The organism is Stenotrophomonas sp. GD04145, assembly GCF_029835135.1.
Taxonomy (GTDB): Bacteria; Pseudomonadota; Gammaproteobacteria; order Xanthomonadales; family Xanthomonadaceae; genus Stenotrophomonas; species Stenotrophomonas maltophilia_P.
Map to the genome: position 1 here is coordinate 62685 of NZ_JAODZG010000016.1, position 17896 is coordinate 80580.

Genomic DNA, 17896 nt, shown 5'->3' on the forward strand with positions numbered 1-17896 from the left:
ACGAACGCCGGCTCCGTGCCGGCGTTTGTCTGCGCTCAGGGGCGCACCCCGCCCGACGGCCTGCCATGCAGCCGCCAGATGGCAAGACCGCCGTAGATCACCAGCAGCGCCGCGAGCGTGGCAAGTTCACGGCTGACTTCGTCCAGGCGTGCGTCCATCTGGTTCAACCGCACCATCAGATTGATGCCGGAGGTGGTCGGCAGCAGCTGCGCCAGCCACACCAGCGGGCGGGGCGTCATCACCGCCGGCCAGGAGAGGTTGGCGAGGAAGAACAGCGGAATGGAGGTGGCGATGATGTACTGGAAGGCGCGTTCGCGGGTGCAGAAGAAGCTGCCGATGAACAGCCCGAAGGCCACGGTGGCGGCAATGAACAGCGTGCCGCCCAGCAGCTGGCCCAGCGGATTTCCGCCGCGCGGGTAGTCCTGTACCCAGGCGGTGAAGCCGGCGTAGTAGAACAGGCCGAACAGCCCGATCAGGCCGAAGCCCATCGCCATGCCTGCCAGGGTCGGCAGATCGAAGTGCAGCCGGCGGCCCAGTACCAGGCGCCGCCCTCCCAGCAGTACGCCGATGCCCATCAGCAGTGTCTGGTGCACGATCAGCTCGGCCACGCCGGGTACGATGGCGCTGCCATAGCCTTCCTGCGTGTTGTACAGGGGCCGCTGCACGAGAGTGACCGGCGCTGCCTGCGGCGCGCCCATGAAGGCGGCCTGGGTCACGGCGGCGTCGCGGCCGAATGTGCCCAGCGCATCGGCGATGCTGCCCAGCACCCAGCTGGCGCGTCCCAGGTAGGCGCCATTGCCCAGCAGGACCAGCTTGGCTGGCTGGCCACGCAGGATGTCGCGCTCCAGGTTCGCGGGAATGAGCACGATGCCTTCGGCATGCCCCGCTTCCAGCTGCCGGCGCGCGCTGTCCAGATCCGCCGGCTGGCCAACCACGCGCGCCACGCGCAGGCCATCGAGGATGCGCAGCAGTTCGCGGCTGGTGGCACTGTGATCCTGGTCGACCACCAGCACCGGCAGATTGCCGGCCACCTGGTGGCGGTACGCGGCGGGATAGAAGAACGAGTACAGGATGACTGCACCGACCATCACCACGATGGCATAGCGGTCGCCGAGCACCGCCAGCAGGGTCTGCCGCAGGCTGCGCCAGACCGCGCTCATGCGTCGGCTCCGGCCGGTCGCGCGGCCTCCGGGGTGCGGCCGAAAGCGATCAACCGCAGGCTGCCGATGCCGCCGGCCACCACCGACATCAACACCAGCGTGGCCAAGGGCCACAGCGAGACGGACAGCGGTGCGCCGACGAACTGCTGCTCGGTCTGCACCTTGATGTACGCGCTGAGTGGCAGCAGCTGGTGCCAGATGCGGGTGAACAGCGGGCCATCCAGTACCGGGAAGGTGGCACTGGAGAAGGCCAGCGCTGTGCCGATGGTCAGGCCGACCACCGACAGCGCGGTACCCATGTCACGGGCAAGGCCGACGAAGAACAACGCATATGCGGCCGTGGCCAGGTAGAACGCCGGCTGCGCAGCCAGCAGCAGGAGCAGACTGCCGGCGATGCCGTCCCCGCGCAGCCATGCGAGGTAGCCGACGCCCAGCGTGCCGTACAACGCGAACAACAGTACGTAGGGCGCGAGCTTGCCGGCGATCGAGGCCCACGGGGTGTCACCCAGCCAGGCCGGCAGGGTGCCATCGCGGATTTCCCGGCCCACGCTTCCGGCCACGGCCAGTGCCAGCACCAGCGACAGGACGGCCGGGAAGATCAGCGGCAGCAGGAACAGCTCATAACTGCGTGCAGGGTTGTAGAGGATGTCGGACTGCACGGCGATCGGGGCGGCGCGCAGCTTTGCGGGCCCCACCTGCAGGCCGATGCGCTCGCGCAGCATGCGTGCATTCCAGGCCGACACCGCATCGGCGATATCGCGCGCGGCCGATTGCCCGGTGGTCATGTAGGTGGCGTTGTAATAGGCGAACACCGTGCCCTGGCGGCCGCGCAGGGCCTGACGGGTCACGTCGCGCGGCACCAGCACCACTGCGAACACCTCCAGGCTGCGCAGCTGCGAGCGCGCGGTGTCCATGTCGGCGGGCTGGCGGGCGACGCGGACCCCCGGGCTGGCATCGAGCATGCGCAGCAATTGCCGGCTGTCGCTGCTGTGATCGAGGTCGACCACGGCGATGGGTACATCGCGCATGACCGATGGCGTGAACATCCAGGCCATCAGTACCAGCATCAGCAGCGGCAGCACCGTGACCAGCGCCAGGTCGGCACGGTTGCCACCAAGACCCCGCAGCTCGCGCTGCCAGGCAGCAGCAAAGCCGTTGCCACCAGGGCTCAGTGCTGGGGCCATGCGAACAGCACGCTCATGCCGGGGCGGAAGCCCTCGATGCGGCGTACCGGGCGCACCCGCACCTCGAAGCTGCGGACATCGTAGCCGGACGACTGCCGGGTGGTACGCCAGGTGGCATAGTCGCCGGCCGGGTTGATGAAGTAGACCTTGAACTCGCTGTCCTCACCGAGGGCCGGCACGCTGCCACGCAGCGTGCTGCCGACCTTCAGGCCCTGCATCTGTGATTCGCGCAGGTTCATCGATACCCACATGCGATCGATGTCGACCAGGGTGAATACCGGATAGCCGGCGGGTACCAGCTCGCCGGGATCGGCCATGCGCTTGTTGATCTCGCCGGCCACCGGTGCACGGCCCTCCACTTCGACGCGGGCCGCATCCACTTCGGCCACGGCGCCCTGCGCCTGCTGTACCTGGCCCTGCGCGGCACGCTTGTCCTGTTCCCGCGCACCGGCCAGTGCCATGTCGTACTGGGCACGGGCGGCACGGGCCAGCTCGCGCGAACTGGTGGACTGGGCGAGTGCTTCGTCGCGCTTCTGCCGGGTCATCACCCCTTCGTTGAACAGGTTCTGCACGCGGCGGTAGGTGGCTTCGGCCAGCGTTGCTCCGGCTTCGGCACGCTTCCAATTGGCTTCGGCAGCACGGATGTCCTCACTGCGCGCACCTTCGGCAGCCTTGTCGGCCACCGCCTGCGCAGCGGCCAGAGCGCCGCGTGCCTGCTGTTCCTTCGCCGTCACTTCGGGGCTGTCGAGCAGGAACACGACCTGACCGGCCTGCACGCGGTCGCCTTCGCGAACCTTCAGCTCGGCGACACGGGCGGTGATCTTCGCTGCGACGTTGATCGTGTCCGCGTCGGCCATGCCCTGGATCTGGTCGGCCGGGCTGCGCCAGGCGAGCCACAGGCCCAGCGCCACCACTACCAGCAGCACCACGAGCAGGATCCGGCCAAGCCGGCGCTTGCCTGGTGGTGTCGCTTCATCCTGCAATACGTCACTCATGGTCGATCACCTCATCTGCGCGACGCCGGAATTCCTCGAAGCGGTCCATCTGCCCACTGATCTCCAGCAGCTGTGCCAGCGCGACATCGTACTGGTAGGCGGCCTGTGCACGCTCCACGCGAGCGCCTCCCAGACCCAGCCGCGCATCGATGACGTCCAGCGACGTGGACTGCCCCTCGCGGAATGCCAGCTCCTGCAGGCGCAGGTTCTCCTGTGCCTGGGCGATGCTGCTGTCGAGCAGCACGAACTGCTGGCGTGCCGTTTCCAGCTCGTTCCACGCCTTGCGCACGCCGAGCGCGACCTGGTTCTCGGCTTCGCGCAGTCCGGCTTCCGCCTGCTCCTGCTGCGCACGTGCCGCGCTGATCTGCGCCGGTCGCGAGTTCGGCGACAGGAAGGTGTACTTCAGGCCGATGCCGAACGCCCAGTCCGGATCGGTCAGCATCTCGTCGCGGCGACGGAAGTCGTACTGGCCAAAGGCGAATATCTGCGGCTTGAGCTTGGCCTGTTGTACGCGCACGCCCTGTTCGGCCTGCGCCACCATGGCCCGCAGCCGTGCGATCTGGGGTTGCCGTGCCTGCGCGATGCGCTCGAAGTTGGCGGCCGGCTCCAGCGGCACGCGCTGCACGAACAGGGGTGATACCGGCTGCACCTCGCCGCCACTGCGCAGCAGGGTGGCCAGCGCGGCCTTCAACGTGGCCAGGTCGTTGACGGTCTTCTGGTACTCGCGCTCTGCCTTGTCGCGCGCGACGGTGGCCTGCAGTCGCTGCGCGCGGGTGGCGAAGCCTTCGCGCTCCAGCTTCAGCGCATCGGCCAGGTGGCGTTCCAGGCCATCACGGACGTCACGACGCACGTCCACCGCCTGCTCGGCCAGGCGCTGGCCGAAGTAGGCCTGGGCCAGCTGCACGGTCAACGACTGCCGCTGTGCTTCGCGTTCCGCGCTGGCCTGCTCGTGGGCTGCGCTGGCGGCACGCTGTGCGGCAGGAATGACGCCACCGGTGTACAGCGGCAGCACAGCGGTGACGACCGGGCGGGTGCGCCAGTCGCGTTCGGTGAACGACAGGGGGGAATCGATGCCAAAGGCCTCGGCCACCGGTGCCAGCGAGCCCAGTGGCAGGGTCAGGGTCTTCTGGAACTGCAGGCGGCGGACCTCGCCGGTGATCTCCGGCAGGCGCAGAAGGCGCGTGGCCTCCTGCAGATCCTGCTTGTTGCGGACGGCGGCGTCGGCCGCGGCCAGCGCGTCGGAAACCTGTTCCAACCGCTGCCGCGCCTGTTCCCAGTCCAATGCCGGTGTATCGGTGATGGCCTGCGCTGACGTGGCAAAGGGCAAGCAGGCCGCAAAGGCCATGCCGGCGACGCCCATCGCGCTGCGCATCCTTGTCCGTGGGCGGCTCACACGCATGCCGTTCCTGTAGTTAAGAAGTGAGCAAACGTTAGTGGTCTACGCGTGAAGCCCGGGTCTGCGGTCATCGTATGGACCTCAGCGCAGGGCGCCGCTGGCCGCAGTGCACAATGCCTGGGTGATGTGCTGCAGCGTGCTTGAGCGCACGGCCGCGTGCTGCCAGTACAAGGGCACGTCGAGCCAGCGGCGGGGTTCCAGTACCACCACGCGGCCGGCATGCACGGCAGGCCCCACCAGGGTTTCCGGGGCCATGCCCCAGCCCAGTCCGCACGCGGCGGCTTCGACGAAGCCGGTCGAGGAGGGCAGATAATGCAGCGGTGGCTGCAGCCGCGCACGGGTCAGCCGCCGCACGAAGCGCCACTGCAGTTCATCTTTGCGGTTGAACACCAGCATCGGCGCACGTGCCAGCGCCGCAGCCTGCATGCCCTCGCTGAAGTGCCGGCGGGCGAAGCCGGGCGAGGCGATGGCGTGGTAACGCATGGCGCCGAGCGGATGCACGTTGCAGCCCTTCACCGGCTGGCTTTCGGCGGTGACCGCGCCGAGCACGCTGCCATCTCGCAGCAACTGCAGGGTGTGGTCCTGATCATCCATGCGCAGGTCGAACAGATAGCCATGGCGCTGGTGCAGCTCGGCGATGGCCGGCACGAACCAGGTATCGAGCGAGTCGTCGTTGACCGCCAACGGGATCGGTGTGCGCGGGGCATCGCTGCCGCGTTCGGGCAGCAGTTCGGCCAGCGCCTCGGCCTCCAGCGTCTGCATCGGTCGCACCCTGCGCAGCAGCGCTTCACCTGTGGCGGTGGGTCGGCACGGTGCCTGACGTACCACCAGTACCTGGCCGAGCCGGTCCTCCAGTGCCTTGATCCGTTGCGACAGCGCCGACGGGCTGATCGACAGGCGTCGGGCTGCAGCGTCGAAGCTGCCTTCCTCCAGCACCGCAGCAAACGCAGCCAGTTGTGGATGTAGCAGATCCATGCCGGTGCCTCTTCAGTTTTTCTGCACAGGATAAAGAAGAATCAGATTGTCTAAACAGGGGCGGCGGCCGCACTCTGCGCGTCCCCTCCCTGCCAGGCCTGTCCCCATGTGGATCGCCGCTGCCGCCGCCGGCCTGTTCGCAGGTGCCGGCCTGATCATCGCCATCGGTGCACAGAACGCCTTCGTACTGCGGCAGGGCCTGCAGCAGCGTCATGTGGGAAAGGTGGTGCTGGCCTGCGCCGGTGCGGACATCGTGCTGATACTGGCCGGTATCGGTGGCATGGGCGCGCTGGTGCTGCGGTGGCCGCTGCTGCTGCAGGTGCTGCGCTTTGGTGGTGCGGCGTTCCTGCTGTGGTATGGCCTGCAGGCGGGACTACGCGCGTGGCGTGGTGGCAGTGCGCTGGCCGCCGCCGAGGCGCAGGGCGGCAGCGGGCGCGAGATACTGCTGACCTGCCTGGCCTTCACCCTGCTCAACCCGCACGTCTACCTGGATACCGTGGTGCTGCTGGGCAGCCTGTCCACGCGCTATCCGGGCGATCTGCGCTGGGCGTTCGCCGCCGGAGCCTGCGTGGCCAGCGTGGCCTGGTTCTGCACGCTGGGCTATGGCGCGCGCCTGCTGCAGCCGGTGTTCCGCAGGTCGAGCGCGTGGAGGGTGCTGGATGCCGGAGTGGCGATCTTCATGTTCTGCCTCGCCACCCTGTTGCTGTTGCGTCCGCTCTAGGCCGCGTCCACCGCGCACAACGGCGTCTCGTCGGGGCGTAGCGTCAGCACCCGCACGCCCTTGCGGGTCACGGCCACGGTGTGCTCGAACTGTGCCGACAGCGTGCCGTCGCGGGTATAGACCGGCCATTCGCCCGCGCGCTGGCGGATCGCCGGCCTGCCCTGGTTGAGCATCGGTTCGATGGTGAACACCATGCCTTCTTCCAGCACCCTGCCGGTGTTGGGATGGCCGTAATGCAGGATCTGCGGTTCTTCGTGCATCTCCCGGCCGATGCCATGGCCGCAGTATTCCTTTACTACGCTGTAGCCGTGGCGGCGTGCGTAGCGGGCGATGGCGTGGCCGATGTCGCCCAGGCGCGCGCCGGGCCGTACCACGGCGATGCCTTTCCACATCGCTTCGTAGGCGGTCCGCACCAGCCGCCGTGCGGAAGGGGTGACCGCGCCGACCGGGTAGGTGGTGCTGGAATCGGCGATGTAGCCGTTCTTTTCCAGGGTGATGTCGAGATTCACGATCTGGCCCTCGCGCAGCACGTCTGCGGTACTGGGCACCCCGTGGCAGACCACGTTGTCGATGGAGGTGTTGAGCACGTACGGAAAGCCATACTGGCCCTTGCTGGCAGGCCGCGCCTGCAGCTCGTCGACGATCATCCGTTCGACGAAGTCGTTGATCTCCATCGTGCTGCGACCCTGCAGCGGCCATCTGTCGAGCGCGGCGAACACCTGTGCCAGCAGGCGGCCGGATTCGGCCATCAGCACGATCTCGTCGGGCCGCTTGATGATGCTCACGTCAGGCCCGTGCGGGTGCCAGCCGCTGTGGCTGCACGCCGGCGGCGCGCAGTTCGCTGGCCACGATGTCCTGGAAGCTCAGCGTCGGGTTCATTTCGCACAGCATGCCCACGCGGATCCAGAAACTGGCCTGGGCGTTGATCGAGCGGCTGGAGACGGTGCAGGCACGGCGCAGCTGGTCGTGCAGGGTGTCATCGATGTTGACGATGCCCATGGGCGGATCCAGATAGGAGGAAGATACGTATCGTATATGTTTCGTATATCCCTCTCAAGCGTGCGAGGACTCAGTCCGTTGCGGTGGCGAAGCGCAGGCGGTTGTGGTCCGGATCGAGCAGCAGCATCTCGCGGCTGCCCCACTCGGTGTCATGCGGCGGCTGTTCGACCGGTACCCCAGCGGCACTGAAGGCGCGGTGCAGCGCGTCGACATCCTCGACGATGAAGTAGACCGCGCCGCCCATTTCGCAGTCGCCGCTGTGCTCGGTGAGGAACAGCGTCTGGCCGTCGCGGGTGAGCTGGGCGAACAACGGAAACCCCGGCTCGAACCGATGTTCCCAGTCGACGACGAAGCCCAGGCCCTGCACGTAGAAGGGCAGGCTGGCATCGGCGTGGCGCATGCGCAGCTGCGGGATGACGGTCTGGCGCATCATGGTGGCTCGCAGGGGTGAGCCGGCAGTGTATCGCCGGCAGGGTGCCGCTACCTTCGCAGTCAGTCCCGCAGGCCGGGTTGCCCCTGGACCAGCGGCACCCGTGAGCCGTCCAGCAGACCGCGGCTGAGCCGGCCATCCTCGATGAACAGCAGCTCGCCGTTCTCGCCGTTCTTGATGCTGCTGTCGATGGCGATCACGCGATCACCATGGAACGTGCTGACATGCGGCATCGACGTGTGGCCGACCACGATGCGCTTGAGCTGCAGCGTGTCGAGCACGTCCTGCACGCCCCGTGCATCGAGACGCCCATCGAAGTAGCCGCGGTACCAGATGGGGCTGGTCTTGCCGTCGTACAGCGGCGCAGTTGCGGGGTCGGCCTTCACTTCGGCCTTGGGCAATCCCAGCGAGGCCTGGTAGGCGGCATTGGTGCGTGCCGGGTGCAGTGCCAGTTCCACCGCTTCGGGCGAGATGCCGCCATGCAGGAACAGGGTGTCGCCGATCTTCAGCAGCACCGGCCGCGTCCGCAGCCATTGCCCGATCACCGAATCAGCGCCGTACAGCTGCGGATAGCTGCGCCCGAGCAGCTGCGCACTGCGCAGGTACTTCGGATTGACATAGCGCAGGTCGTCGTACAGGACCATGGTCTCGTGGTTGCCGAGCACGAAGTGCACCGCACCGCCGGCGGCCGCCGCCTGCTGCTGCAGGCCATACAACAGCCAGAACGCTTCGGTGACCTGCGGGCCGCGATCGAACACGTCGCCAGCGACCACCAGGGTGTCCTGGCCGAGGGCCCAGCGGTCCTGCGCATCGATCACATGGTGGGCGCGCAGCAGTCGTACCAGCAGGTCGTACTGGCCGTGGATGTCGGACAGGGCGACGATGCGCGGTACCGCAGGCAGCTCCGACACCGAGGGCGCGACCGGTGGCAGCACGTGCACGCTGTGGCCGTAGCCGCACTGCGGAACGAACTCCGTGCCGCTGGCATTGGCGGGCAGGGTGCGCCGCTGCACCTGGTCGCCGCAGATCCACGTGGCGCGCAGCCGGTCGCCCACACGGAACACGTAGGGACCATCGGCGTCCACGTGCTCGGCCGGTGCGGCCACCTCACGTGCCTGCAGCGAGGATGCAGCCAGCAGCAGGGCCAGCGCCATCAGCAGCAGGGCAGATCGGGGCAAGGGGTGGCGCAGCATGGGCGGTTCCTCGGCAGGCAACGATAAGGCGGGCCCGCAGGCCCGCCTGTGATGCTATCCCGTTGCCTATCCTGGCAACATGCGCCGAAGGTGGGGGTCACTGTGCGGGATCGGGTGGCCGACGCCGCGCGGTGGCATCAGAACTTCGCGCGCAGGTTGAACAGCACGCGGCGCGGCTCGCCCCAGTAGCCCGAGTTGAAGAAGCCGACATTGCGGTAATACACCTTGTCGAACAGGTTGGTAACCGTCACGCCCACGCTCAGGTTGTCGTTGATGCGAAAGCGTCCCATCAGGTCGAACAGCACATACCCGCCCTGGCTCATCTTGCCGGTGGCGGTGACCGGGGTCCCGTTGGCATTGAACCGGCCGGTGGGGATCGGCTGCATCTGGTAGATATCGCTCTGCACGCTGAACCCACCGCCGACCGTCCACTGGCCGTGGCTGTAAGTGGTGTTGAAGCGCGCCAGATGCATCGGGCTGGTGCTGGCGAAGCGGCTTCCATCGGGGTTGCTGCTGTAACTGTAGGTGTAGCCGCCGGTCATGCTCCAGTGGTCGGTGATCGAGCCGGACACCTCGAACTCGCCACCCTGGGTGGTGATGCCCTTGCTGGCGATGTAGGGCGAGCTGCCATCGGGCAGCTTGATCTCGCCGCCGCTGGGGTCCAGCTCGGCCACGTTGTCCTGCTTCATGTAGAAGCCGTTCAACGAGGCGTAGAGGCGGCCGTCGAAAAATTCACTCTTCAGGCCGTACTCGTAGTTGCCGCCGGTGGTCGGGTCGAGCAGCTGGTTGTTGATGTCGCGGCGCGCGGTGGCCTGGAACACGTCCGAGTAGCTGGCGAAGGCGGTGATGCTGCTGCTCAGGTCATACAGCACGCCCACGTAGGGGGTCAGCTCGTGCGCGGTGGTGCGCGCGCTGCGGCTGGTGAACACCCCGTCGGTGTTGTAGTTGTCGGTGGTAGTGCGGTAATCGGAGTAGCGCGCGCCCGCGATGATCTTCAGCGGATCGATCGGGCTCAGGCGCACCGCGGCGTAGTAGCCGGTCTCGGTGGTGTTCACCGTGCTGGACGGAATGCCGTAGTCGTAGGTGGTCGGCTTGCCGATGTTGCCATCCCAGCTGAAGATGCTTGGGAAGGCGGCTACGTTGTACGGGCGCGAGGTGATGCCGGCGCGGATGGTGTCCAGGTCGCGGTCGTAGTGGTTGATGCCCACCACCAGTTCATGCGAACGGCCGAACAGCTGGAACGGGCCGGAAGCGTACAGGTCGAACGCATCCTCACGGGTTTCGGACACCGAATAGGTATCGGCAATGCGCAGGCCCAGGCCGGTGGTCGCGTCGGCCCAGTTGCCGGTGTTGGAACCGGCCAGCAGCAGCGAGTCGGTGTCGGTGGCGCGGTGGTTGTAGGCCAGGCGGCCGCTCCAGCCGGCACCGAACTGCTGTTCCAGGGTGGCGAAGTAGTTGGTGCTCTCGCGGTTCCATTCGTTCCAGCGTGCGGCAGCGCTGTAGGAACGCGGCATGTGCGCGCGCGTGCCATCGCGGAAGTACAGCGGCGAGGCGCTCCAGGCGCCACCATCGGAGCCGGTCTCCAGGTAATCGATACCGGCGCGCAGACGGGTGCTGTCGGTCAGGTCGGCTTCGATCACGCCATACAGGCTGGGCGACGTGTCGTGCTGGAAGCGCACCCAGCTTTCCTTGTCGGTGTAGGCGCCGACGAAGCGTCCACGCACGCGGCCGCCCTTGCTGAGCGGGCCGGATACATCCACTTCGGCGCGCTTGTAATCCCACGAACCGGCGCTGACGCTGGTGCTGGCCTGGAAGGTTTCGGTCGGGCGCTTGCGCACCATGTTCACCGTGGCCGACGGGTTGCCCGAGCCGGTGACCAGGCCACTGGCGCCGCGCACCACTTCGATGCGCTCGTAGATGGAGGTGTCACTGAGGATCGAGTTGCCGCCCGCACCGGTGGTGTAGTTGGTGGGGATGCCATCGAACATGAAGTTGTTGATGGCAAAGCCGCGTGCGTTGAACAGCGTGCGGTTGCTGTCATAGGACTGGATGGTCACGCCCGGGGTCTGCTGCAGCACCTCGGAAATGGTGATGAGGTTGAAATCCTCGATGCGCTGGCGAGTGAACACGGTGAGCGACTGCGGGGTTTCGCGCAGGGTCAGCGGCAGCTTGGTGGCGGTATTGGTGCCGTAGACCTGGTAGCCCTCTGTGCGCTGGGTGACCATCACCCGGTCCAGTTCGGTGGTGGTCGGCGCGCTGTCCTGGGCGAAGGCCGGCGCGGCGGCGCAGGCGATCGACAAAGCCAAGGCATTCCGGCGCAGCGCGCCAGAGGACGTCATGTACATGGTGGAAACCTCTGTTTCTGTATCAGGAACGGGAAGACGGGCGTGGCGCCGGCTTGGCCGGGCTACGGAAACTGAGCCAGAGCACCATCGCACCGGCACCGGCGGCGAGCACGCCACACCAACCAACGAAACCTTGTGCCACGCCCCACGCCGCGATGCTGGTCAGCAGGCTGGCTGTCAGCCCGAGCACGCCCAGGGCCTGCAGCAGGCGCCGGCGCGGCGCGGGGGGCGCATGGCCGGCGACATCGCGGTGGTGACGTTCCATCGCCATGGCCAGGCAGGCGAAAGCGGCAGCAGCCAGCAGCAGTGCGAGCACGCTCATGCGCCGGCCTCGGCGGTGCGCGCGGGGCGTGGCCGGCGCTGTGCCGGCACGAAGCGATGCACCTTGCGCGCGGCCCACAGCAGGCCAGTGCCGATCAGCAGCAGGCCGATATCGATGCCTGCCTTGGCGCCATCGCCGGCAGCAAGTGCAGATACCGCGCCACCGTGCCAGGCCACCAGGTTGTAGAGCGGCAGCCCCAGTGCCAGCACGCCGGCCAGCGCCAGCTGTTCGACCCAGCCACGACGTGGCGCGCGCAGTATCGCGTGCGCCACGCAGGCGGCCCAGGCGTAGAAGAACACCTTCACTTCGGCATCGCTGCGGTTGGCCACGTCCAGCGGCAGCAGTCGGTTGCCCCACAGGAAGGCGAGCATGGCCACGGGCAGGCCCGTGACGAAGCCGATGTTCAGCCGCTCGACGATGCGGAAGCCCAGGTGTGGCCGCTCAGGATCGGGCAGCTGTGCGCGCCGCTTCACTGTCCACAGCACCAGCCCGGTGGCTACCATCAGCGTGCCGGCCACACCGGAGAGGAAGAACAGCCAGCGCATCGTGACGGGGGCGAAGCGCGCCGCGTGCAGGCCGATCATGCCGTCGCGGGTGATGACGGCGGCCGAGCGCGGCGCGGCGGCGTCCAGCAGATTGCCGTGGGCATCGAAGCTGAGCGTATCGGCGGTACCGGCAATCTGGTCACCCTGTTGGCGGCGCACGATGATGCGCATGGCCGCATCACCAGGGTGTTCGATCTGCAGTGATGCCGCATGGCCGCCGCCCCATTGCAGTTCAGCGCGGCGCAGTATTCCCGCCAGCACGGGCGTCGTTGCGGCCACACCGCTGGCCTCGGCCTTCTCCGCGCGCGGGAACAGTTCGGCAAAGAACGCGTCGCGGCCGCCGGGGTAGTTGGCATCCACCGCCCACGGCATGTACAGCGTCATCAGTGTGATCAGCCCGGTGTAGGTGATCATCAGGTGGAAAGGCAGTGACAGAACGGCCAGCGCGTTGTGACCGTCCAGCCAGCTGCGCTGGCCTTTGCCACGGCGGAAGGTGAAGAAGTCGGTAAAGATCTTCTTGTGGGTAATGACCCCGCTGATGAGCGCGATCAGCATCAGCATCGAACATGCACTGATGAACCAGCGCGCCCACAGGACCGGCACGTAGTGCAGATCGAAGTGCAGGCGGTAGAAGAAGTTGCCGCCACGCGTCTCACGCACCTGTACCGGGTTGCCATCTGCATCCAGCGTCGCCTGGTTCGGATTGCGCTGGCCGCGGCGGCGTTCCTTCTCGCCCTGTGGCTGCCAGCTGACGGCCGTGGCGCTGCTGCGCGCATCGGGAAGTTCGATGCTCCAACGCTGTGCATCGGGTGCGGTGCGGGCGAGGAAGGCTTGTGCCTGGGTGACCGCTGCAGCGCTGTCGGCAGGCAGGCCGATTTCCGGCTGCATCCAGCGGGTCAGTTCTTCCTTCCAGTACGCAGCGGTACCGGCGATGAAGATCAGGAACAGGACCCAGCCGACCACCAGGCCGGACCAGGTGTGCAGCACCGATTGCGATTGGCGGATGCCCCCGAGGTTGCTCATGCGACGCCCCCGCGCAGCAGCCAGGCCAGCCATGCCCCCAGGCCGCCAGCAATCACCAGGCCCAGCGTGGCGCGCAGGGTGCTGCGTGCGGCGTACGCCCAGATCGCGGCCAGCACATACACCACGAAGGCGGACATGGTGGCCACCAGGGTGGCGTCGGCTTTGGCACCGGGCAGCAGGCGCGCCAGGGCGGCGGCCCAGCACGCGGCCACGGCATAGCCACCGAGCAGGCCAAGCAGGCCACGTGCCCACAACAGGGCATGGCCGTTACCGCGCGGCATGCGCTTGGCGACCGGGGCGGCGGCGGTGGGAGAAGAAGTGGGAGCGGCCATCGCCGATGTCAATAGGAATCGAGTGCAATTGCGAGCGAATGCTATTTGACACCGGTAGCGCTGTCGAGTCCCCCATTCGGGGGGGGGGCGTCCCATTTTTCAGCGCTTGCGGACCACCGTCTGCGCGGGCGCGATGGTGTGGCCGGCCGCGTCCTGGGGCTGCATGTAGGGCAGGACGCGGCCGCTGCCACGTTCAACCAGCGTGGAATGCACCTCGTCGGGAGCGAAACGATGGCGTTCGCCCCATTGGCGCAGGGCCACCAGCAGTGGGAACAGATCGCGTCCTGCCGCGGTCAGCACGTACTGCTGGTAGGCGCTGCCATCGCTGGCAGGTTGCTGCAGGAGCAGCCCGGCCTCGACCAGACGCCGCAGGCGGTCGCTGAGGATGTTGCGCGCTGCGCCGAGGCTGCGCTGGAAGTCACTGAAGCGGGTAACGCCATCAAAGGCATCGCGGATGATCAGCAGGGCCCAGCGATCACCGAGCAGATCGGCGCTGCGGGCAACGGGGCAGGGGCTGTCGGCATGCATGGGCAAGGCTCGTGACGATGTGGTTGCATTTTAAAACCATTGTCGATAGGGTGCATCCAGTTTCAATATGCAACCACATTCATGCCCGTTTCCGTCCTTCCGCGCGCCCTGTTGGGCCTGCTGGCCATCGCGGCGGGTGCGAGTGTGGCCAATGTCTATTACGCACAGCCGCTGCTGGAGCGCCTGGCGCAGGCCTTCGCCATGGAGCGCGCGACGGCCGGCGCTGTGGTTGCCGCCACCCAGGCCGGCAGCGTGCTGGCCCTGCTCGGCCTGCTGCCGCTGGCCGACCGCGGCGATCGTCGCCGCCTGCTGCGCGTGCAGCTGCTGGCACTGGTGATGGTGCTGCTGGGACTGGCGGCAGCACGCAGTACCGCCTGGCTGCTGGGGGGCATGCTGCTGGCGGGCCTGCTCGGGACGGCGCTCACCCAGGGACTCATCGCCTATGCAGCCACGCTGGCACCGTCGGGGCAGCGGGGGCGCGTGGTTGGCATGGTGCAGGGCGGGGTGTTCATCGGCCTGCTGGCTGCGCGTGTGGTATCCGGCGCGGTGGCGGCCCTGGCCGGCTGGCGCGCGGTGTACCTGCTGTCAGCAGTGATGATGGCGGCGTTGGCGATGCTGCTGTGGCGACGCCTGCCTGCCGTGCCGGTTCCCTCGCAGCCGCCGGCCTGGCGCGCGCTGCTCGGCTCGATGATGACGATGCTGCGCAGTGATCGCACGCTGCGCGAGCGTGGCCCTCTGGCGCTGCTGCTGTTCGCCGGCCTCAACGTGTTCTGGGCGGCCGTACCGTTGCCCCTGTCGGCATCACCGATGAACTGGTCGACCGCGGCCATCGGCGCGCTCGGTCTGGCAGGCATGGTCGGTGCGTTGTTGGCTGCGCGGGTGGGGCACTGGATGGATCAGGGTTTCTGCCTGCGGGTGAGCCTGGGGGCGCTGCTGCTGATGCTGCTTGCGTGGTGGCCCCTGTTGGGTCTGCCGCATGCCCTGGCATGGCTGCTGCTGGGCGTGGTGGTGCTCGATCTGGGAGGGCAGGCTCTGCATGTGTCCAACCAGGCGTTGCTGCTGCGCGCGCCTGCCGAACAGCACGGTCGCCTGGTGGCGCTGTACATGCTGTTCTACGCGGTCGGCAGCGGCGCCGGTGCTGCGGCCGGTACGTGGATGCAGGCGCACCACGGCTGGACCAGGGTCTGTGCACTCGGTGCAGGCATCGCGGTGACAGCGCTGGCATGGTGGGCGTTGCATGCCGCTGCACCGGCAGCGCGTCACCCCGGCGGCCATCGGCCCCCTGCGTAGTACCCATCAGCAGGGGTACGGCGAATGAGCGTACTTGGCCCCATGCACATTTGCGAAGCGCTTGCACTGAGTTGACGCATTTGAGAATCAATCGCATTGATGGGAGAATGCGCGCATGGACCGGCCTGCGGAAGATGTGCGGCGCCGCTCCCACTCCCCCCGTCGTCGCCTCAAGCCCTTTGCCAGAGGTCCCGTTGCCCTGCCAGAAGGTGTTGAAGATGTCTGCCGTCCTTGTTCCGCCGCCGCGCCCGTTGGCGCTTGCCGTTGCTGCCCTGCTTGCGGGCAGTGCCCTGGGTGCCCATGCGCAGACCGACGCGACCGATATCGATACGGTACACGTCACCGCCTCGCAGATCGCGCGTCAGGCCCTGGGTACATCGACCATCACCGCGGAGGACATTGCGCGCCGTCCTCCTGCCAACGACATCGCCGAGCTGCTGCGGACCATGCCCGGTGTCAATCTCACCGGCAACAGTGCGTCCGGCCAGTATGGCAACAACCGCCAGATCGACCTGCGCGGCATGGGGCCGGAGAACACGCTGATCCTGGTGGACGGCAAACGCGTCGGCGCCCGCGACGCCGTGCGCATGGGCCGCAGCGGTGAGCGCAATACCCGTGGCGACACCAACTGGGTGCCGGCGGAGATGATCGAGCGCATCGAAGTGCTGCGCGGTCCGGCAGCGGCGCGTTATGGATCCGGCGCCTCCGGCGGCGTGGTCAACATCATCACCAAGCGGCCGACGGGCGATCTGACCGGAGCGGTCGACCTGTACGGACTGGTACCCGAGCACAGTGCCGAAGGTGGCAGTGAGCGCGTGGGCCTGCAGCTGAGCGGCCCGATGACCGATGCGTTGTCCTTCCGCCTGTATGGCAACCTCAACAGGACCGACGCGGATTCGCTCGAACTCAATCGCGCGTTCGCCACCGCGCCGGGCACCGTACCTCCCGCAGGCCGCGAGGGCGTCAAGAACCGCGATGTCAACGCGCTGCTGCGCTGGGACATCAACGCCGGCCAGGTGGTGGAATTCGAAGCCGGTACCAGCCGCCAGGGCAACATCTATGCGGGCGACCGTGCCGTGAGCAACACCGGTACCTCCACGCCGGTCGATCTGGCGGCGCTGGCCGAGAGCGAGGCAGAGACCAACCGCATGTACCGCACCACCGGGGCGATCACCCATCGTGGCCGCTGGGGCGATGTGACCTCGCGCGTTACTGCTGCGGTGGAAGCGGTCAACAATTCGCGCATCAACGAAGGCCTGGCCGGTGGCCCCGAGGGCAGCTTCAACGGCACCGACTGGTCCACCTCCCGCCTGCGCAATTACCAGCTCGATGGCGAGGTCAGTTTCCCGACCACGATCGGCGCGGCGGAGAATGTCTGGACGCTGGGCTTCGAGCATCTCGACAGCCGCCTGACCGATCCGTATTCGATGAGCCAGTCCGGCAGCAGTGGCGGTGGCCTGCCGGGCCTGTCGGCCGATCGCGCGCGCGGCAAGTCCGATGCGCAGACCACTGCGGTCTTCGTCGAAGACAACATCTACCTGGGTGAACGCTGGATCGTGACGCCGGGCCTGCGCTTCGACCACCACAGCCAGTTCGGCAACAACGCCAGCCCCAGCCTCAATGCGCAGTTCCGCATCAATGGCGACTGGGTGGTGAAGGGCGGCATCGCACGCGCGTTCAAGGCTCCCAACCTCTACCAGTCCAATCCGGACTACCTGTACTACACCCGTGGCAACGGCTGTCCCAACGCACTGCCGAGCCTGGGCGCGGGCTGCTACCTGCAGGGCAACGCGGAGCTGGACGCCGAGACCAGCCTGAACAAGGAACTGGGCGTGGAATGGGCTCCGCAGAGTGGCTGGCAGGCCTCGTTGACCTACTTCCACAACGACTACAAGGACAAGATCGAGGCCGGGTATACCCAGGTCGGCCTCACCGCCGATACCCGTGGCCGGATCTTCCGCTGGGAAAATGCACCGAAGGCCATCGTGCAGGGCCTGGAGGGCAACCTGGTGGTGCCGCTGCTGGGCGAGCAGGGCGACCGGCTGAAGTGGAGCAGCAACTTCACCTACATGGTGGAGAACGAGAACAAGAGCACCGGCCAGCCGCTGTCGGTGATACCGCGGTACACGGTCAACACGATGCTGGACTGGCAGGCCACCGAAAAGCTGTCGCTGCTGCTCACCGGCACCTTCTACGGCAGGCAGGAGCCGGCCACCACCAACATCAACAACGATCCTCGCTGCACCGGAAGCTGCGATCCGTCGGTGGTGCTGCAGGATCGGGGGGCATACAACATCTGGGGCGTGAGCGCGCGCTACAGGGTTGCCGGGACGGTCAGCTTCGGTTTCGGCGTGAACAACCTGGCCGATAAGCGCCTGTTCCGCGAAGCCAACAGCAGCGACGCTGGCGCGGCGACCTACAACGAGCCGGGCCGCGCATACTGGGCCAGCCTGCGTTT

17 protein-coding genes are annotated in these 17896 nt (G+C 67.4%); 3 read left to right on the forward strand and 14 right to left on the reverse strand.

Features of this window, described 5'->3' with window-relative positions:
* Nucleotides 1-35: 35 nt before the first annotated feature.
* From N7367_RS10550 to N7367_RS10570, 5 genes are all read right to left on the reverse strand, one after another.
* Nucleotides 36-1160, reverse strand: coding sequence for an ABC transporter permease (locus N7367_RS10550; RefSeq protein ID WP_279942344.1), 1125 nt, complete (start codon nt 1158-1160; stop codon nt 36-38).
* Nucleotides 1157-2344 (reverse strand): ABC transporter permease, encoded by a 1188-nt coding sequence (locus N7367_RS10555; RefSeq protein WP_065174649.1) that lies wholly within the window; start codon nt 2342-2344, stop codon nt 1157-1159. The genes N7367_RS10550 and N7367_RS10555 overlap by 4 nt, the downstream gene beginning before the upstream one ends.
* Entirely contained in the window at nt 2329-3339 is a 1011-nt protein-coding gene (locus N7367_RS10560; protein WP_053517366.1) for an efflux RND transporter periplasmic adaptor subunit, read from the reverse strand. Before N7367_RS10560 ends, N7367_RS10555 begins: the two co-directional genes overlap by 16 nt.
* Entirely contained in the window at nt 3332-4684 is a 1353-nt protein-coding gene (locus N7367_RS10565; protein WP_279942357.1) for a TolC family protein, read from the reverse strand. Before N7367_RS10565 ends, N7367_RS10560 begins: the two co-directional genes overlap by 8 nt.
* 132 nt (nt 4685-4816) lie before the next feature.
* Nucleotides 4817-5710 (reverse strand): LysR family transcriptional regulator ArgP, encoded by an 894-nt coding sequence (locus N7367_RS10570; RefSeq protein WP_279942345.1) that lies wholly within the window; start codon nt 5708-5710, stop codon nt 4817-4819.
* Between the two features lie 106 nt (nt 5711-5816).
* Here N7367_RS10570 and N7367_RS10575 point away from each other — a divergent pair, with 106 nt between their 5' ends.
* Complete coding sequence (locus N7367_RS10575) at nt 5817-6431, forward strand: LysE/ArgO family amino acid transporter (protein WP_279942346.1); 615 nt, start codon at nt 5817-5819, stop codon at nt 6429-6431.
* Here the strand turns inward: N7367_RS10575 and map are convergent.
* The 9 genes from map to N7367_RS10620 all read right to left on the reverse strand — a co-directional run bounded on the left by map (nt 6428) and on the right by N7367_RS10620 (nt 14148).
* Nucleotides 6428-7210, reverse strand: coding sequence for a type I methionyl aminopeptidase (gene map, locus N7367_RS10580; protein WP_279942358.1), 783 nt, complete (start codon nt 7208-7210; stop codon nt 6428-6430). The genes N7367_RS10575 and map overlap by 4 nt on opposite strands.
* Before the next feature lie 7 nt (nt 7211-7217).
* The gene (locus N7367_RS10585) at nt 7218-7430 is read right to left on the reverse strand and encodes a ParD-like family protein (protein ID WP_279942347.1); all 213 of its coding nucleotides are present in this window, start codon (nt 7428-7430) and stop codon (nt 7218-7220) included.
* A 70-nt stretch (nt 7431-7500) separates the two neighbouring features.
* Entirely contained in the window at nt 7501-7860 is a 360-nt protein-coding gene (locus N7367_RS10590) for a VOC family protein (RefSeq protein ID WP_279942348.1), read from the reverse strand.
* Nucleotides 7861-7922: 62 nt separating this feature from the next.
* Nucleotides 7923-9053, reverse strand: coding sequence for a metallophosphoesterase (locus N7367_RS10595; protein ID WP_279942349.1), 1131 nt, complete (start codon nt 9051-9053; stop codon nt 7923-7925).
* Between the two features lie 137 nt (nt 9054-9190).
* On the reverse strand, nt 9191-11392 hold the full coding sequence (locus N7367_RS10600; RefSeq protein WP_279942350.1) for a TonB-dependent siderophore receptor: 2202 nt from the start codon (nt 11390-11392) through the stop codon (nt 9191-9193).
* Nucleotides 11393-11420: 28 nt separating this feature from the next.
* The gene (locus N7367_RS10605) at nt 11421-11720 is read right to left on the reverse strand and encodes a DUF3325 domain-containing protein (RefSeq protein WP_279942351.1); all 300 of its coding nucleotides are present in this window, start codon (nt 11718-11720) and stop codon (nt 11421-11423) included.
* Complete coding sequence (locus tag N7367_RS10610; protein WP_279942352.1) at nt 11717-13288, reverse strand: PepSY-associated TM helix domain-containing protein; 1572 nt, start codon at nt 13286-13288, stop codon at nt 11717-11719. Before N7367_RS10610 ends, N7367_RS10605 begins: the two co-directional genes overlap by 4 nt.
* Nucleotides 13285-13620 carry a hypothetical protein gene (locus N7367_RS10615; protein WP_206733992.1) on the reverse strand — a complete coding sequence of 112 codons (336 nt, stop codon included), beginning with the start codon at nt 13618-13620 and terminating at the stop codon, nt 13285-13287. Before N7367_RS10615 ends, N7367_RS10610 begins: the two co-directional genes overlap by 4 nt.
* Nucleotides 13621-13719: 99 nt before the next feature.
* Nucleotides 13720-14148 (reverse strand): helix-turn-helix domain-containing protein, encoded by a 429-nt coding sequence (locus tag N7367_RS10620; RefSeq protein WP_279942353.1) that lies wholly within the window; start codon nt 14146-14148, stop codon nt 13720-13722.
* Between the two features lie 81 nt (nt 14149-14229).
* On the opposite strand from N7367_RS10620, the gene N7367_RS10625 reads away from it, so the two are divergent.
* Both N7367_RS10625 and N7367_RS10630 read left to right on the forward strand, forming a co-directional pair.
* Nucleotides 14230-15438 (forward strand): MFS transporter, encoded by a 1209-nt coding sequence (locus tag N7367_RS10625; protein WP_279942354.1) that lies wholly within the window; start codon nt 14230-14232, stop codon nt 15436-15438.
* Nucleotides 15439-15656: 218 nt separating this feature from the next.
* Nucleotides 15657-17896, forward strand: a 2240-nt coding sequence (locus tag N7367_RS10630) for a TonB-dependent siderophore receptor (protein WP_279942355.1), incomplete at its 3' end; no start/stop codon positions are given.

Coding starts and splice junctions, on each gene's coding strand:
- N7367_RS10595 (WP_279942349.1), bottom strand. CDS start 9,053: ATGCTGCGCCACCCCTTGCCCCGATCTGCCCTGCTGCTGATGGCGCTG.
- N7367_RS10610 (WP_279942352.1), bottom strand. CDS start 13,288: ATGAGCAACCTCGGGGGCATCCGCCAATCGCAATCGGTGCTGCACACC.
- N7367_RS10565 (WP_279942357.1), bottom strand. CDS start 4,684: ATGGCCTTTGCGGCCTGCTTGCCCTTTGCCACGTCAGCGCAGGCCATC.
- N7367_RS10575 (WP_279942346.1), top strand. CDS start 5,817: ATGTGGATCGCCGCTGCCGCCGCCGGCCTGTTCGCAGGTGCCGGCCTG.
- N7367_RS10560 (WP_053517366.1), bottom strand. CDS start 3,339: ATGAGTGACGTATTGCAGGATGAAGCGACACCACCAGGCAAGCGCCGG.
- N7367_RS10625 (WP_279942354.1), top strand. CDS start 14,230: ATGCCCGTTTCCGTCCTTCCGCGCGCCCTGTTGGGCCTGCTGGCCATC.
- N7367_RS10570 (WP_279942345.1), bottom strand. CDS start 5,710: ATGGATCTGCTACATCCACAACTGGCTGCGTTTGCTGCGGTGCTGGAG.
- N7367_RS10600 (WP_279942350.1), bottom strand. CDS start 11,392: ATGACGTCCTCTGGCGCGCTGCGCCGGAATGCCTTGGCTTTGTCGATC.
- N7367_RS10590 (WP_279942348.1), bottom strand. CDS start 7,860: ATGCGCCAGACCGTCATCCCGCAGCTGCGCATGCGCCACGCCGATGCC.
- N7367_RS10620 (WP_279942353.1), bottom strand. CDS start 14,148: ATGCATGCCGACAGCCCCTGCCCCGTTGCCCGCAGCGCCGATCTGCTC.
- N7367_RS10550 (WP_279942344.1), bottom strand. CDS start 1,160: ATGAGCGCGGTCTGGCGCAGCCTGCGGCAGACCCTGCTGGCGGTGCTC.
- N7367_RS10615 (WP_206733992.1), bottom strand. CDS start 13,620: ATGGCCGCTCCCACTTCTTCTCCCACCGCCGCCGCCCCGGTCGCCAAG.
- N7367_RS10555 (WP_065174649.1), bottom strand. CDS start 2,344: ATGGCCCCAGCACTGAGCCCTGGTGGCAACGGCTTTGCTGCTGCCTGG.
- N7367_RS10605 (WP_279942351.1), bottom strand. CDS start 11,720: ATGAGCGTGCTCGCACTGCTGCTGGCTGCTGCCGCTTTCGCCTGCCTG.
- N7367_RS10585 (WP_279942347.1), bottom strand. CDS start 7,430: ATGGGCATCGTCAACATCGATGACACCCTGCACGACCAGCTGCGCCGT.